The sequence below is a fragment of the Herbidospora galbida genome (assembly GCF_005233835.1).
Lineage (GTDB): Bacteria > Actinomycetota > Actinomycetes > Streptosporangiales > Streptosporangiaceae > Herbidospora > Herbidospora galbida.
Window position 1 is genome coordinate 38,371 of sequence record NZ_SZQA01000006.1, and the last position, 13,742, is coordinate 52,112.

Consider the following 13,742-nt stretch of genomic DNA (forward strand, 5'->3'; position numbering starts at 1 on the left):
TTGACTCGGGCCACGACGCCGGACGGTGAAGATCTGGGGGAATTCAATGCGTGATCCAGAGTTGGTCTCCTGTGCCCAGCGCGCGGCGGCCGAACTCGAACGGGCCTGGGGCCACTGGCGCCATTCCCGGGGCCGGACCGAGACGGGCGACGAGTCCGTGGCCAGCTATGTGGCGCATTCGATCGACCACCCGTGGGGCCGTCCCCGGGTCGTCCTCGGTCTCGACGCCGAGGAGGCCCGCGAACTGGCGGCCCTGCTGCAGATCCAGAACCTGAGCTCTGGGTGATTTGCATCCTTTACTCACATAACGGCCAGGTCACGGCCAGGGAACGCGTAGGTTGGGTGCTTGTACTGCCCGCCTGCGAGAGGAACCACCGTGATGAAGACTCGTCCGGCGCTCACCGCCGCCGCTCTGGCCGTGATCGGTCTGGGAACCGCCGCGTGCGGTGGCGGGGTGGCCGCGGGTGCCGAGTCTGCCCCGGCCGTCGTGCAGAAGAGCACCGCTGAAGCGGTCGCCGCGCCCGCGCAGGCTCCCGCGAAACCGCTCGCGGGCAAGGTCATCGTGATCGACCCCGGTCACAACGGCGGCAACTACAAGCGCCCCGACGTCATCAACAAGCAGGTCGACGTCCTGACCCAGAAGAAGGCCTGCGACACCACCGGCACCGCGACCAACGACGGCTACTCCGAGGCCGCGTTCACCTGGGACGTCTCGGTCCGCCTCGCCAAGCTGCTGCGGGCCGAGGGCGCCACGGTCAAGCTGACCCGCGACGACAACACCGGCGTCGGGCCGTGCATCACCCAGCGCGCCGCGATCGGCAACAAGGCCAAGGCCGACCTCGCCATCTCGATCCACGCCGACGGCGCCGGCTCGGGCAGTCACGGCTTCCACGTCATCATGCCGAAGAAGATCAACGGCCCGGTCGACCCGGTGGTCGCCAAGTCGGCCAAGCTCGGCCTCGCCGTACGCAACGCCGTGAAGAAGCAGACCGGCATGCCCTACGCCAACTACATCGGCAAGAACGCCCTCGACTACCGCTCCGACCTGGGCGGGCTGAACCTGTCGACGGTGCCGAAGGTCTTCATCGAGTCGGGCAACATGCGCAACGCCGGCGACGCGGCCAAGCTGAAGAGCGCCGCGTGGCGGCAGGACCTCGCCGAGGCCTTGGCGGGCAGCTTCCAGACCTACCTGAAGTAATCCATGATCGAGGGCATGCACCACTTCCTGCCTGCCCCCCGGTCCGTCGAACCCCTCCCGGGCGTCTGCACGCTCACGCCCGGCTTCGGGGAGGAACCGGTCTCGGTACGCCATCACGTCGCCCCCGAGGCCTACACGCTCACCGTGCGGGCCGACGGGGTCGAGATCATCGCGGGTGACACCTCGGGAGCCTTCTACGCGGCCCAGACGCTGCGGCAGCTGCTGCCTCCCGGCGCCTTCCGGGCGGCTCCCGGGTTCGAGCGATACGAGGTGCCCTGCGTCCGGATCACCGACGCCCCCGCGCTGTCGTGGCGCGGCGCGCATCTGGACGTCTCCCGGCACTTCCTGCCCAAGCACGACGTGCTGCGGATGATCGACCTGCTGGCGATGCACAAGCTGAACCGGCTGCACCTCCACCTGGCCGACGACCAGGGCTGGCGGGTCGAGTCGCGGGCCTATCCGCGCCTGCACGAGATCGGTTCCCACCGCGCCCAGACGATCACCTCGCGCAAGGGCGAGCCGGAGACCTACGACGGAACCCCCCACGGCGGCTTCTACACGCTCGACGATCTGCGGGAGATCGCGGCCTATGCCCGGCAGCGGGCGGTCACGGTCGTGCCGGAGATCGACGTTCCGGGCCACGCGTCGGCGATCCTGGCGGCCTACCCCGAGTTCGGCGCCGACCCGTCGCAGCGGCACAAGGTTTTGGAACGGTGGGGCATCTCCCCCGCCATCCTCGCCCCGCTGCCCAAGACGATCGACTTCCTGGCCACGATCTTCGACGAGATCCTCGGCGCGCTCGGCGAGACCCCGTTCTTCCACATCGGCGGCGACGAGTGCGTGCTCGACGCCTGGTCCGCGTCCACCGAGATCACGGCCTTCCAGCGGGCGCAGGACCTGGCCACTCCAGGAGACCTGCACGCCTGGTTCCTGCGGCGGCTGGCCGACCTGCTGGCCGAGCGGGGCAGCCGGGCGGTCGTGTGGGACGAGGCGTTCGTCAGCGGCATGCTGCGCGAGGACACGATCGTGATGCCCTGGCGCGGCATGAACGTCGCCCGGCGGGCCGCCGCCGCGGGTCACGACGTGGTGCTCACGCCGGTGTTCCCGCTCTACTTCGACTACGCCGAGGCGGCATCGGCCGACGAACCGGCCGCGCTGGGCGAGACGATCACCATGGCCGACGTGGCCGCCTTCGACGTCTCCGGCCACATGGGCGTGCAGTTCCAGCTGTGGTCGGAGTACATCCCCGACAGCCGCACCCTCGACTACAAGGCCTGGCCCCGGGGCTGTGCGATGGCCGAGATCGCCTGGACGGGCCGGCCGGCGGCGCCGGACTTCCGGGGCCGCCTGGAACGCCATCTGGGCCGGCTGGACGCGGCGGGCGTCAACTACCGCCCGCTCGACGGGCCGAGGCCCTGGCAGCGCTCACGCCCCCACACGCCGGGCCGGTTCGACGTCGCCGCCGTCATGCGCCATCTCGACGAGCTGACGCTGTCAGCCGACTCGACCCGCCCGAGCATGTAGGTCGCGTACCGAGGAGAGACCGTGGCGACGCAGCCGGCGGGACAGCTGCCGGTTGATGTCCCAGGCCCACAGCGGGCCGCCGTAGATCAGGCCGGTGTAGCCCTGGACGAGCGTGGCACCGGCCAGCAGGCGCTCCCAGACGTCGTCGACGTCTTCCACGCCGCCGACGGAGACCAGCACCAGGCGGTCGCCGACCTTGGCGTGGAGGCGGCGCAGGACCTCCAGCGACCGGTCTTTCAGCGGACGGCCCGACAGGCCGCCCGTCTCGGTGCTGGAGACGCCCGCGCGGCTGATCGTGGTGTTGGTCGCGATGATGCCGGCCAGGCCGAGTTCGGCGGCCAGTTCGGCGACCTCGTCGATGTCCTCGTCGGCCAGGTCGGGGGCGATCTTCACCAGCAGCGGGGTGCGGCCCGCGACCGCCTTGACCTCGGTCAGCAGCGGGCGCAGCAGGTCGACCGCCTGGAGGTTGCGCAGGCCGGGCGTGTTCGGCGAGGAGACGTTGACGACCAGGTAGTCGGCCAGCCCGGCGAGTACCCTGGCGCTGGCGACGTAGTCGCGGGTCGCCTCCTCTTCGGGGACGACCTTGGTCTTGCCGATGTTCACCCCGACCACGGCGGGCACCCCGCGGACCCGCTTCAACCGGCGGGCGGCCATCTTGGCGCCCTCGTTGTTGAAGCCCATCCGGTTGATGATCGCCTTCTCGGGGATCAGCCGGAACAGGCGCGGGCGGGCGTTGCCGGGCTGGGCGTGGGCCGTGATCGTGCCGACCTCGACGTGACCGAAGCCGAGCGCGCTCAGCGCCGGGACGCACTCGGCGTTCTTGTCGAACCCCGCCGCGAGCCCGAACGGCGTCGGGAAGTGCACCCCGAACGCCTGGACCCGCAGGGACTCGTCACGGGGCGCCAGGAGGGCATGGAGGATCCGCTTCACGACCGGCAGGACCGACAGGGTCGCGAGCAGTCGGATCGTCAGATGGTGGATCTTCTCCGCGTCGGTGCGGCGCAGGACCCACGTGAAGAGCATTCGGTACGACATCACCGGCCAGCGTATCCACTTCGAGGTACCGGTCGAAGTCGAGCAGCCGCAGCAACCGGATCACCCCGTCGGGCGGGTTCGCGATGGAGACCCGCCCCCGGGCCCTGCGGTGCGCCCAGAGCAGGGTCCGGGCGCCCGCGACGTCGATGAACGTCACCTTGGCCAGGTCGAGCCGCAGATGCGCGGCCCGCCCGGCCCTCCAGACGGCGCGGCGGAGCTCCACGGCGCCGAAGACGTCGAGATCACCTTGCAGGATGATCGTGGTCATGAGATCAGATCGCGTGGTCCGGATCTCCACGACCCTGTTCCCCGAGCAGTTCGGCGGCCAGATCGGCAACCCTCCGGCGACTGTCCCTGGCCTGTTTGCGCAGGCCCGTGAAGGCCTGACTGGCGGTCAGGTCGTGCTTCCCCATCAGGTAGCCGATGGCCCTTTCGATGACCACGCGGTAGTCGAGCGCGTATTGGAGCTGGTCGGCGAGCTGTGACTTCTCCTCCGCCTCCACGGCGGCGGCGATGACCTGCTCGATCACGTGGGCGTAGGCGTGCAGCGCCTCGGTGTCGGACTCCTCCCAGTCGTGGGTGGTGTCCTGGTAGACGTTGAGCGTGCCCACGGGCACCCCGCCGAGTCGTACCGGCACGCCCGCGACGGCCCGCACGTCGGGGTGCAGGAGCGCCGCGAGATCGGGCCAGCGGTCGTCTTTCCGGACGTCATACGTGGTCACGGCGTCGTCGGTCGTGTACGCGGCCACACAGGGCCCCGCCTGGACGGTCGCCTGGGCGTGTTCGAGGCTGCGTCCCGCCTCGTCGGTGGCGAACAGGTATCGCAGGATGCGATCGGGGTCGGCGAACATCAGGCCGGCCCCGGAATATCCGAAGATCCGGTCGACGACCTGGACAATCCGCTCAAGGTGGTACACGATCCCGGTCGCCGGAGCGGCCTTCTGCATTCGCCGCAAGCTAGCGACGAGCGCTTCTGGATCGATATGGGTCATTCCGTATCCTCCCGTGAACCTCACCTGTGCGCCGGCGCGGTCGTGGAGAGGTAGCTTCGTGGTCATCTCACCTGCCCAGAGGCGGAGGACTCAGTCCTGCCCCCGGCCATGGCTTCCAGAGCGACGACGACGAGCTCGCCCAGACGCGCGCCTTTTTCCACCTCGGAACGGCTCCACTCGTGACGCTCGTGCGTGTAGAGAGTGAGCTCCCCGATGACTTCGCGGCCCTCGACGAGGGGAACGGACAGGGCCGAGCAGCCCGCGCGTTCGAGGACCCAGCCGTCTTCGTCGGTCGCTCCGATCATGCGGAGCCGATCGGTGTCGTCGAGCAGGCGAAGGGCGGCCCCGTCGACCCCGGACAGGTCGGCGACACCTTGCAGCACATTGGCGAGCAGGAACTCAACGCCGGGCCCCGACACGTAGCCACCCCAATGAAATGAGAAAAGGCCCGCGGACACACGGCGGATTCACTGCTGGCCAAGACTAGTGGGCTCTCTTGATCGCGACTAGCCCAACCCAGGTTTTTCGCCCGAACCGTTCGGCATCGGCATGCGTTTCAGGGGCATGCTGCGTCGAATCCTGATCGTTCTCGCACTGCTCACCGGCGGCCTGGTGCTGGGGAACGCCCCCGCCCACGCCTGCAGTTGCGCCCCGCTGACCTCCGCCGAGCGGATGGAACACGCGGCGGTCGTGTTCACCGGCACGGTCACCCGGCTCGACGCGCCCTTCGAGCCCTTCTCGCCTGACGTCCCGAACGTCTTCACCTTCCATGTGGACCACGCGTACAAGGGGGCGCCGACCGCCGCGCTCGAGGTGGCCTCGCACACCCAGGGGCCCGCCTGCGGGATGCGGTTCGAGCCCGGCTCGCGCTGGCTGATCTTCGCGCGGTCCGAGAACGGCGAACTGGAGAGCGGGCTGTGCAGCGGGAACGTGCCGATCGCCAAAGGCGGGAAGCCGCTCACCGCGAACGACCTGCCTACCGGGGAGAGCGCCGCGCTGATCGCGGCGCTCGGCCCGGCCCGGCAGGTGGCCGTCAGCCCGCCCGAGCCGGCCGTCGTGTCCCGGCGGCTCCCGCCGGTCCTGGTCATCGGCGTGATCGGCGTGGCGGGCCTGATCGCGCTGGTCAGCTGGGGAACATTCCGCCGGTCACGTTCACGAAGGACGCGGTGATCCCGGCCGCGTGGTCGGAGGCGAGGAAGGCGATCGTCGAGGCGACCTCGGCGAGCCTCGGCGACCGCTTCAGCATCCGCATCTGGGCCATCCCGGCGAGCAGGCCGTCGAGGCCCGCCTGGTCGAGGGCCATGTCGGCGTTGACGGCGGCCAGCTTCTCGGGCGTGAACGTCTCGGGGATGCCGGCCACCCAGATGCCCAGCACCCGCACCCCGTCGGCGCCGATCTCGTAGGCCAGGTTGCGGACGAAGGTGTCGATCGCGGCGTCGGCCGGGCCGGTGCCGCCCATCATCGGGCTGTTCACGCCCGAACCGCTGCCGCTGTCGAGGGTGAGGATCACGCCGCGCTTGCGGGCGGTCATGTGGCGGGCGGCGGCCCGCGCGGTGATGAAGGTGGTGCGCAGCCCGTTTTCCACCGGCCTGAGCAGGTCGTCGACGGACATGCCGATCAACGGCGTGCCCTGGACGTCGCCGCGCGGCACCAGGTTCAGCGAGACGTCGATGCCGCCCCGCGCGGCCACCTCGGCGGCGTGGGCGTCGACCGCCGCCTCGTCGAACGCGTCGACCACCGCGACCTCGGCCCGGTCGCCGATGGTCTTGGCCAGGGCGTCGAGGGGCTCGCGGGTGCGGCCGGTGAGGAACACCCGGGCGCCCTGGCGGGCGAACTCCTCGGCCACCGCCGAACCGATCATGCCGCCGGCGCCGTAGATGATCGCGTTCTTGTCCTGAAGCATGTCCTTCTCCTTCTCAGCGGACCTTTCACTGACGCGTCGCCTGAAGGTGCGCGGAATCGACATCGGCTCCGAAGATTTCTTCACGAGTTCTGCGGCTCGGCCACCAGGGCGTGTCCGGGCCGGTAGAGGACGGCCGACGGCTCGTTGACGGTGATGCCGGCGACCGTGCCGGGCCGCCAGAAGTTCACGGCGGTGAGGCCGCCCGCGGTGACCGCCTGGTGGGCGGGGGTGTTGGCCACGACGGTGACGCGGGCCGCCCGGGTGGTGGCGAGATCGGCGTTGGGGAGCAGCGCGTAGAAGTAGCGGGCGTCGGTCGGGTCGGTGCCGTGGTCGAACCAGAGCGTGGTGTACTCGCCCTGGTCGACGCGGAGTGAGCCGTCGAAGACGTAGCCGCCGTGGCCCTCCAGGTGGGCCCAGCCCTTGCCGAGGGTCAGCTTCGCGCGGGTGCGGCGGTTGTCGACGATCGTCTCGACCGGCACCCCGTCACGGCAGGTGATCCCGGCGCCCAGGCAGACAACCATGTCGTCGAGGAAGATCCACGACTTGCGGGCCTGCAGGGTGCTCCCGAGGCCGAAGAGGTGCTGACCAACGGCGGCGTGGACGCCGTCGGAGGCCCCGCCGACCCACCGCGCGGGCGGGCAGTTCTCGCCCCAGGCGCCGCCCGCGCCGTCGGGCAGGCGCTTGGTGGAGACCGTCGTGCCGGGCAGCCGGTAGGGGTCGACGGTGTGCCAGAAGTCGCCCGAGTAGTGGTCGCCGTGGCCCTCGCCCCACCAATAGAGCATTCCGGCCCCGGTGTGCCAGCCGCGCAGATTCTCGCCGTTGCCGTGCTCGTAGTGGGCGACCCGGTGGGAGGCCATGCTGAGCGCGGCCACCCAACTGTCGCGGCGGTGGACGGCGCGGGCGCTCGCCGGCATCAGCCGGTGGCCGGCGGGCGGCCTCTCGATCAGCTCGCGCCAGCGCGCCCGCCGCGCCGCCGGGGCCGACTCGCCGAGCAGGTCGAGCGCGTCGGTGAGGGCGCGGGCCCTTCTCCGGTCTCCGTACGGCCGGCGCGCGATCGCCCGCCCGCTGACCAGGTCCATCATCCGGCCCTCGTGCAGAAAAGGCAGGAAGCCGTGTTCGACGGAGTCGAAGACGTTCCGGAGGGCCGGGTCGGTGATCTCCCACGGGGTGCCGCGCAGCGTCATGAGGATCGCGCCGATCCCGTGGAGCATCGAGGCCCCATAGGTGCCCTGGTAGGGGACGGTCGAGTGCTGGATGAACGAGCCGTCGCGATAGAGGCCGTCGCCGTCGGTGACGTACCGGAAGACCGGAGAGAGCGCCGCGGCGGCGCGGGAGATCTTTCGCGGGTCGCGCGACAGGATGCCGTTGAGCAGCGTGACCAGGCACAGGTCGGTGCGGTTGGCGGCGGTGCTGGTGCCCCGGTAGAACTGCAGCCGCCACGGCCGGACGAAGTGGTCGACCGCCGCGATCAGGTCGTCGTCGCGGTGGCCGACGAGGATCGCGAGGTCGAGCAGCCGCTTGGGCGCCCCGATCTCCCAGTTCCACCAGTTCCCGGTCTTGACCGCCCCCGCGTGGTAGGCCTCGCGGACCAGGCGGCCGACCTCGTCGGCGATCTTTCGTTTCAGCGCCGGATCACCCGTCTGGCGGAACTCCCGGGCCGTCGCGTGCTCCGGCGACTGCGGCTCGCGCCGTGACGAGACGGCCACCCAGTTGCGCTCCAGCGTCGGCCAGGCGTCGTCTCGGCCCGCGGTCGCCGGCAGCAGGGCTCCGGCCAGGAAGGCACGCCGCGAGAGCATGCGCTCCACCCTAGGGTAGAGGCATGCGCACTTACGTTCTAATTCCCGGCGGCGGCGCCGGCCCGGGCTACTGGAGCCGACTCGTCCCTCTGCTCGACGGCGAGGTGATCGCCCTCGACCTGCCGACCGCCGACCCGGCGGCGGGCGTGCCCGAATACGCCGACATCGCGGTGGAGGCCGTCGGCGACCGGCAGGACGTCGTCGTGGTGGCCCACTCGCTGGGCGGCCTGACCGCTCCCCTGGTCGCCGCCCGCGTCCGGGCGCGCGCGATCGTGCTCATCACCGCGATCGTCACCAAGCCCGGCGAGTCGGGCCTCGAATGGTGGGAGGCCACCGGCCACAGCGCGCTCGGCATCGACTCCTCCGACGAGAGGGCCGTCTTCTACAACGGCGTCGACCCCGAGGGCATCGCGATCGGCGACGCCGCCACCCGCGACCAGTCGTTCACCCCGTTCGAAGCCGTGGGTCAGCCCTGGCCCAACGTCCACGTGCGTTTCCTGTTCTGTACGGAAGACCGCTTCTTCCCCATCGACTTCATGCGCCGCGTGGTCGACGAGCGGCTGCCCCACGCCGAGACGGCCGACGTCCCGGCGGGTCACATGCCGATGCTCAGCCACCCGAAGGAGGTCGCCGACTTCATCAACCAGACATAACCACCCTTGCCCCACCTAGGATCGCCTGTGTGCGTTTAACCCCATTCGTCACCGTCCTCGCCTCGCTGCTGGTCGTGGGAGCGGCCCCCGCGAACGCCTACCCGATCGACGACCGCGCCCTCACCCAGAACGCGCTCTACCGAACGGGCCGGCTCGCACCGGTCGACTGCCCGGAACCCCCGTTACGCGACGGCGACGCCAGCTCGGCCCGCCGCTACGCGACAGCGGTGACGACCTGCCTCAACGAGGCATGGGGTGCGCACTTCCGCGCGAACGGCCTGCCCTTCACCCCGGTCAAGATCAGCTTCCAGGCCAGGCCGAAGCCGTTCTGCGGCCGCAAGTGGGACGACGCCGCCGGCCGCTACTGCGACACCCAGCGGCGCTTCATGGTGCTGCTCGACCGCGACGCCCTGGTCGATGCGTCGAACCTCTACCTCTACCTCGTGATCGCCCACGAGTTCGGCCACCACCTGCAGAACCTGACGGGCATGGCCGACGCGTACCGTACCCACCCCTACCGCTCCAAAGCCGAGCTCTACCAGCAGATCCGCCGCAACGAGCTCCAGGCCGAATGCCTCGCGGGCGTCTTCTTCGGCGCGGTCTGGCCGACGCTCGGCCGCAGCGACGCCGACTGGCAGTATCTGCGCGAACTCGACGGCACCGGCCACAGCCGCACCCACGGCCGGGGTAAGAACGTGCTGGCCTGGCTCGACAGGGGCTTCGCGACCCGCAAGCCGGGGGCCTGCAACACCTGGACCGCCAAAACCGCCAAAGTCGCCTGACGAACTGGATGAGATGCGCGCGCTCTTACTCTCCCTGCTCCTGGTCGGTGGCACCGCCTACCCCGTCGACGACCCCGTCCTGACCGGCAACCTGCTCTACCGGACCGGCCCGATGGCCGAGGTCGACTGCCCGGAGAAGCCCGTCGCCGTCGGGAACCGCGAGCTGACCAGGAAATACGTCCGGTCGCTCGTCGACTGCATGAACACCGCCTGGTCCGGCCTCATGGGCGGGATCGGGGTGCCGATGCCCCCGGCGACCGCCGGCTTCCTCAACCGGCCCGAGGTCCGGTGCGGGGTGACCTGGCGGCAGGGCATCCAGGGCCAGTACTGCCCCGCCGACCGCCGCTTCGACGTCCTGCTCGACCAGCGCCTGCTGGCCACGCCGCACGATCTCAGCACCTTCCTGCTGGCCGCCCACGAATACGGCCATCACGTCCAGCACATGACGGGGATCCTGTGGGCCGAGGTCAACCTGCCGACCTCCGGCCAGGCCGAGGAACTGGAGCGCTCCCGGCGGATCGAGCTGCAGTCGGAGTGCCTGGCCGGGGTGTTCATGGGCAGCGCCTGGAAGTCGCTGAACCGGCCCGCCTCCGATCTGCGGGACCTGCGGCGCATGATGCTGGTCGACGACGACGGGGGCGGCATCAACGGCAGCCACGGCTCGCCGCGCAACCGGGAGGCGTGGTTCACGCGCGGCTTCGAGTCGCGGGACGCCAAGTCGTGCAACACCTTCAGCGCGAACGAGCCGAGAGTCGGCTGATCTGCCGCCCCTCACCGGCCGCTGAGCGCGCCGAGACGCATGCCCTCTTCGGGAAGCGACCGTCCTTTACCAACGCCGGCCGTCGGCATGTCCGCAAGAGCACGACGTGCGGCAATTCCCGGCCGTTTTCCTGAGGGCGGGGCACTGGGTGCTCCAAACGGCGGTATGCCTGGTCGGCACTTCGAATGCCCGCCCACACGCCCGCGCCTAGCGTGCGCCCCGCTTGGGCAAATCCCCGCCGCAGTGCCTGGACGCTGTTCCTCGGCGCTGCGAACGATGGAGGTGTGTCGCAAGCGTCAGGCGAACGAAGGAGGAGACGCATATGGACGGTAAGAGAATCGCGCGGTGGAGTGCGGGAGTCCTCGGAGGGTCGGCCATTTTGCTCGCGCCGGTGTCGACGGCCACGGCCGCTCAGCACACGGCCGGCGTCTCGTCGCCCCCTGCCTCGACCGCGCAGAATGCGGCGAGCACCTCGGCGACGACGCCGATGAGCCCGTCGACCACCAAGGATCCGCCCCACAACGGGCACGACAAGAAGAAGGACAAAAAGAAGGACAAGAAGAAGGGCAAGTGGAACAAGTACGACAAGAAGAAGGATAAGAAAAAGGATAAGAAGAAGAACAAGAACAAGAAGAAGGGCAAGTGGGATAAGTACGACAAGAAGAAGGACAAGAAGAAGGGCGACACGTACATCAATATCGTGTGAGCGAGAGCTGCGAAGAATGCCGCACATGACGTGATCATGTGCGGCATTCCGCTGGAGCCGCCGCAGATCGCACCAACGACCCGGTGTTCTGCACTCGACCGGCACGCCCTTGGACGTGCAGAACGTCGAGCGGGACGTGGGCGTCATCTGCGAGAGAGCCGGACTCCGCGGAGACGGGTGGACTCCCCGCGAGCTCCGGCTCCGGGATGCCTCTGGAGAACATCGCCAGGCCCGCATGCCGCCACGGAACGGCGGTCATCGAGTCGGTCTACCGGCACCAGATCCGGCCCGTCACGGAGAACGGCGCCGCCGACGACTACGCTGGGGCCTGGGCGCGGGCGCCGGCGGCCCCGTCATGGTGGACGGCGCCGGGCCAGTCCCAAGACCCTTGGTCACGCGGCAATGACAAACGCCCAATCCAGTGATCTTGGATTGGGCGTTGCTGCTGCTTAAGAGATGTGGTCAGGGGCGGGGTCGAACCGCCGACCTACCGCTTTTCAGGCGGTCGCTCGTACCAACTGAGCTACCTGACCCAAGCGGTCCTGACGGGACTTGAACCCGCGACCTCCACCTTGACAGGGTGGCGAGCACTCCAAACTGCTCTACAGGACCTTGCTTTGCTACTTTCGCCTCCGGCGTTTCGCTTTCGGCTTTTGTAGCTTACCAGTTCTTCGGAGGTCTTCGACCTGCCGTTTTCCTGGCCCTTCCGTGCCCCCAACGGGATTCGAACCCGTGCCGCCGCCTTGAAAGGGCGGTGTCCTAGGCCGCTAGACGATGGGGGCGCAGAGATTTCTCTCTGTCCTTACCGCGCTCCGTCGGGGACCTCTGAAGCATAGGGGACGTTTGCCCTCTGTGCCAAAGCGACCGGCGACGGTGTGTCAGTGATCGTTCCCGTCGGAGACGGGGCGTTCCCTGGCACTGGGAAAATTGTACGACCTGGCGCGGCCTCGATTTGACGCTCCACGGCGATACGTTGCTCCCCGAGCCCGCCGACGGTGACGTCGTCCCAGGCCTGAAGCCTGTGAGTGTCCTTGCTGAAGTAGAGAACCGAGGCCTGGAGAGGCGTGGGCTCGTCGTGTTCGAGGCCCCGCAGGCCCGCTCCGCCGGTCGACCCCTGGACCATCAGCCGGGTCCCGGTCGGTGACAGCTCGGTCGAACGCGCGTGGACGTGCCCCGCCAGCACCAGCGAGACCGACCCGTAGAAGGCCTTCCCGATGGTCGGGTCGTGCACGGCCACCAGGTCGACCGGAGACCGCTGCGGCGCCGTGGTGGACGACGAGCGCGGCCATTCGGGCGGCGCGACGCCGGCGGCCTTCTCGCGCCCCAGGGCGGCCAGGGACTCGGGGTTCTCGTCGACCTCGACCGACTTGTCGGGGGTGAAGCGGGGGTCTCCGATGCCGTAGATGCGCAGGCCCTCGACCTCGGCGACCCGGTCGTCGAGGACGATCGCGTTCTTCTGCCTCGCGACCGCCTTCTGGGTCTCCATGGAGTCGTGGTTGCCCCGTACGAACACGTAGGGGATGCCCAGGTCGCCGATCTCCTCGACGAAGGAGTTCTCGATCTTGGTGCCGTGGTCGCTGATGTCGCCGGTGTCGATGACCAGGTTGATCTTGAACTGGTCGATCAGGGAGCGGACCACGTTCCAGCCCGGCGGGTAGATGTGCAGGTCGGAGATGTGCAGCACCCTGATCGTGTCGGGGTCGGGATCGTAGATGGGGAGGGTCGAGCCGGCTTCGTACAGGCGGCTGATGTTCGTGACGAGCTTGGCCAGCTGGCCCCGGTATTCGGAGAACTTGGTGACGATCGACTGGGCGTTGCCCACCAGCGACGGCACGCCCGTCAGCAGGCCCGTGTAGCGGGGTTCGGCGATCGCCTGGGGGTTGAAGCTCAGCGCGGCCGTGACGGCCATCACGCCGACCAGCAGGATCGAGCCCAGGGCGCTCCACAGGCCGCGGAAGACGTCGCGGAAGACGATCAGCCCGCCCAGGAAGCCGGCGATCACCGCGCCGACCGCGGCCCTGATCAGCAGGTCCTGTACGCCGCCCATGAGGTCGGTCTCGATGGTCTCGGGCAGCCGGTCGGCCCATCGCGGGTTCTGCAGGATCTCCTCGGCGGCCTCGGGATGGACCGCCTCGATGCTCAGGTTGAGCTGCACCGGCCCCGAGTGGGTGTCGAACCGGAGCGTCCCCAGAGGCCGCACGTCGACGACCGTGCCCCCGTCGAAGGAGGGCCGCAAAGCCATGTTGATGTCGGCGGGGCCGATCGGCGTCTGCACGGACGCGCCGAACAAAAGCCCCAGCCAAGCTCCGGCCAGGGCGACCACGACGACTGTCAGAAACCGCATGAACCGGCCTCTGAGAAACCGGACCACGGATTCCCCCCACTTCGGCAAA

14 protein-coding genes, 3 tRNA genes and 1 pseudogene are annotated in these 13,742 nt (G+C 69.4%); 8 read left to right on the top strand and 10 right to left on the bottom strand.

Features of this window, described 5'->3' with window-relative positions; translation table 11 throughout:
• Positions 1–46 precede the first annotated feature (46 nt).
• The 3 genes from FDA94_RS08740 (at position 47) to FDA94_RS08750 (ending at position 2,722) form a co-directional block, all read left to right on the top strand.
• On the top strand, positions 47–286 hold the full coding sequence (locus FDA94_RS08740; RefSeq protein WP_137246532.1) for a hypothetical protein: 240 nt from the start codon (positions 47–49) through the stop codon (positions 284–286).
• A gap of 93 nt (positions 287–379) precedes the next feature.
• Positions 380–1,198 (top strand): N-acetylmuramoyl-L-alanine amidase, encoded by an 819-nt coding sequence (locus tag FDA94_RS08745; protein ID WP_137246533.1) that lies wholly within the window; start codon positions 380–382, stop codon positions 1,196–1,198.
• 15 nt (positions 1,199–1,213) lie between these two features.
• Complete coding sequence (locus FDA94_RS08750; RefSeq protein WP_246059668.1) at positions 1,214–2,722, top strand: beta-N-acetylhexosaminidase; 1,509 nt, start codon at positions 1,214–1,216, stop codon at positions 2,720–2,722.
• Here FDA94_RS08750 and FDA94_RS08755 read toward each other — a convergent pair.
• From FDA94_RS08755 to FDA94_RS08770, 4 genes and pseudogenes are all read right to left on the bottom strand, one after another.
• Positions 2,693–3,757, bottom strand: a complete 1,065-nt coding sequence (locus FDA94_RS08755) for a quinone-dependent dihydroorotate dehydrogenase (protein WP_137246535.1) — start codon at positions 3,755–3,757, stop codon at positions 2,693–2,695. The two genes, FDA94_RS08750 and FDA94_RS08755, sit on opposite strands and share 30 nt — an antisense overlap.
• 43 nt (positions 3,758–3,800) lie before the next feature.
• Positions 3,801–4,025 (bottom strand): annotated as a pseudogene (locus tag FDA94_RS41490) (STAS domain-containing protein); the annotation flags it as partial.
• A 4-nt stretch (positions 4,026–4,029) separates the two neighbouring features.
• Positions 4,030–4,704, bottom strand: a complete 675-nt coding sequence (locus FDA94_RS08765; RefSeq protein WP_170990844.1) for a GAF and ANTAR domain-containing protein — start codon at positions 4,702–4,704, stop codon at positions 4,030–4,032.
• Positions 4,705–4,811: 107 nt separating this feature from the next.
• Positions 4,812–5,168 carry a GAF domain-containing protein gene (locus tag FDA94_RS08770; RefSeq protein ID WP_137246538.1) on the bottom strand — a complete coding sequence of 119 codons (357 nt, stop codon included), beginning with the start codon at positions 5,166–5,168 and terminating at the stop codon, positions 4,812–4,814.
• Between the two features lie 145 nt (positions 5,169–5,313).
• On the opposite strand from FDA94_RS08770, the gene FDA94_RS08775 reads away from it, so the two are divergent.
• Positions 5,314–5,919 (top strand): hypothetical protein, encoded by a 606-nt coding sequence (locus tag FDA94_RS08775; protein WP_137246539.1) that lies wholly within the window; start codon positions 5,314–5,316, stop codon positions 5,917–5,919.
• Here FDA94_RS08775 and FDA94_RS08780 read toward each other — a convergent pair.
• Positions 5,873–6,652, bottom strand: coding sequence for an SDR family NAD(P)-dependent oxidoreductase (locus FDA94_RS08780; protein ID WP_137246540.1), 780 nt, complete (start codon positions 6,650–6,652; stop codon positions 5,873–5,875). The two genes, FDA94_RS08775 and FDA94_RS08780, sit on opposite strands and share 47 nt — an antisense overlap.
• Positions 6,653–6,732: 80 nt before the next feature.
• Positions 6,733–8,448 (bottom strand): polysaccharide lyase 8 family protein, encoded by a 1,716-nt coding sequence (locus tag FDA94_RS08785; RefSeq protein WP_137246541.1) that lies wholly within the window; start codon positions 8,446–8,448, stop codon positions 6,733–6,735.
• Positions 8,449–8,471: 23 nt separating this feature from the next.
• On the opposite strand from FDA94_RS08785, the gene FDA94_RS08790 reads away from it, so the two are divergent.
• The 4 genes from FDA94_RS08790 (at position 8,472) to FDA94_RS08805 (ending at position 11,349) form a co-directional block, all read left to right on the top strand.
• A complete protein-coding gene (locus tag FDA94_RS08790) occupies positions 8,472–9,101 on the top strand; it encodes an alpha/beta fold hydrolase (protein WP_137246542.1) in 630 nt (209 codons plus the stop codon).
• Between the two features lie 29 nt (positions 9,102–9,130).
• Positions 9,131–9,883 (top strand): neutral zinc metallopeptidase, encoded by a 753-nt coding sequence (locus FDA94_RS08795; protein WP_170990845.1) that lies wholly within the window; start codon positions 9,131–9,133, stop codon positions 9,881–9,883.
• 13 nt (positions 9,884–9,896) lie between these two features.
• Positions 9,897–10,643 (top strand): neutral zinc metallopeptidase, encoded by a 747-nt coding sequence (locus FDA94_RS08800; protein ID WP_137246544.1) that lies wholly within the window; start codon positions 9,897–9,899, stop codon positions 10,641–10,643.
• 322 nt (positions 10,644–10,965) lie between these two features.
• Complete coding sequence (locus tag FDA94_RS08805; protein ID WP_137246545.1) at positions 10,966–11,349, top strand: hypothetical protein; 384 nt, start codon at positions 10,966–10,968, stop codon at positions 11,347–11,349.
• Between the two features lie 459 nt (positions 11,350–11,808).
• On the opposite strand, the gene FDA94_RS08815 is transcribed toward FDA94_RS08805, so the two are convergent.
• From FDA94_RS08815 to FDA94_RS08830, 4 genes are all read right to left on the bottom strand, one after another.
• Positions 11,809–11,882 (bottom strand) — tRNA-Phe (locus FDA94_RS08815).
• 4 nt (positions 11,883–11,886) lie between these two features.
• Positions 11,887–11,961: transfer RNA gene (locus FDA94_RS08820), tRNA-Asp, on the bottom strand.
• A 97-nt stretch (positions 11,962–12,058) separates the two neighbouring features.
• Positions 12,059–12,131: transfer RNA gene (locus FDA94_RS08825), tRNA-Glu, on the bottom strand.
• 20 nt (positions 12,132–12,151) lie between these two features.
• Positions 12,152–13,693, bottom strand: coding sequence for a metallophosphoesterase family protein (locus tag FDA94_RS08830; protein ID WP_137246547.1), 1,542 nt, complete (start codon positions 13,691–13,693; stop codon positions 12,152–12,154).
• Positions 13,694–13,742: the final 49 nt, after the last annotated feature.

Excerpts from the sequence above, each read along its gene's own strand:
- FDA94_RS08740 (WP_137246532.1), top strand. The coding sequence starts at position 47 with ATGCGTGATCCAGAGTTGGTCTCCTGTGCCCAGCGCGCGGCGGCCGAA.
- FDA94_RS08745 (WP_137246533.1), top strand. The coding sequence starts at position 380 with ATGAAGACTCGTCCGGCGCTCACCGCCGCCGCTCTGGCCGTGATCGGT.
- FDA94_RS08750 (WP_246059668.1), top strand. The coding sequence starts at position 1,214 with ATGCACCACTTCCTGCCTGCCCCCCGGTCCGTCGAACCCCTCCCGGGC.
- FDA94_RS08755 (WP_137246535.1), bottom strand. The coding sequence starts at position 3,757 with ATGTCGTACCGAATGCTCTTCACGTGGGTCCTGCGCCGCACCGACGCG.
- FDA94_RS08765 (WP_170990844.1), bottom strand. The coding sequence starts at position 4,704 with ATGCAGAAGGCCGCTCCGGCGACCGGGATCGTGTACCACCTTGAGCGG.
- FDA94_RS08775 (WP_137246539.1), top strand. The coding sequence starts at position 5,314 with ATGCTGCGTCGAATCCTGATCGTTCTCGCACTGCTCACCGGCGGCCTG.
- FDA94_RS08780 (WP_137246540.1), bottom strand. The coding sequence starts at position 6,652 with ATGCTTCAGGACAAGAACGCGATCATCTACGGCGCCGGCGGCATGATC.
- FDA94_RS08785 (WP_137246541.1), bottom strand. The coding sequence starts at position 8,448 with ATGCTCTCGCGGCGTGCCTTCCTGGCCGGAGCCCTGCTGCCGGCGACC.
- FDA94_RS08790 (WP_137246542.1), top strand. The coding sequence starts at position 8,472 with ATGCGCACTTACGTTCTAATTCCCGGCGGCGGCGCCGGCCCGGGCTAC.
- FDA94_RS08800 (WP_137246544.1), top strand. The coding sequence starts at position 9,897 with ATGCGCGCGCTCTTACTCTCCCTGCTCCTGGTCGGTGGCACCGCCTAC.
- FDA94_RS08805 (WP_137246545.1), top strand. The coding sequence starts at position 10,966 with ATGGACGGTAAGAGAATCGCGCGGTGGAGTGCGGGAGTCCTCGGAGGG.
- FDA94_RS08830 (WP_137246547.1), bottom strand. The coding sequence starts at position 13,693 with ATGCGGTTTCTGACAGTCGTCGTGGTCGCCCTGGCCGGAGCTTGGCTG.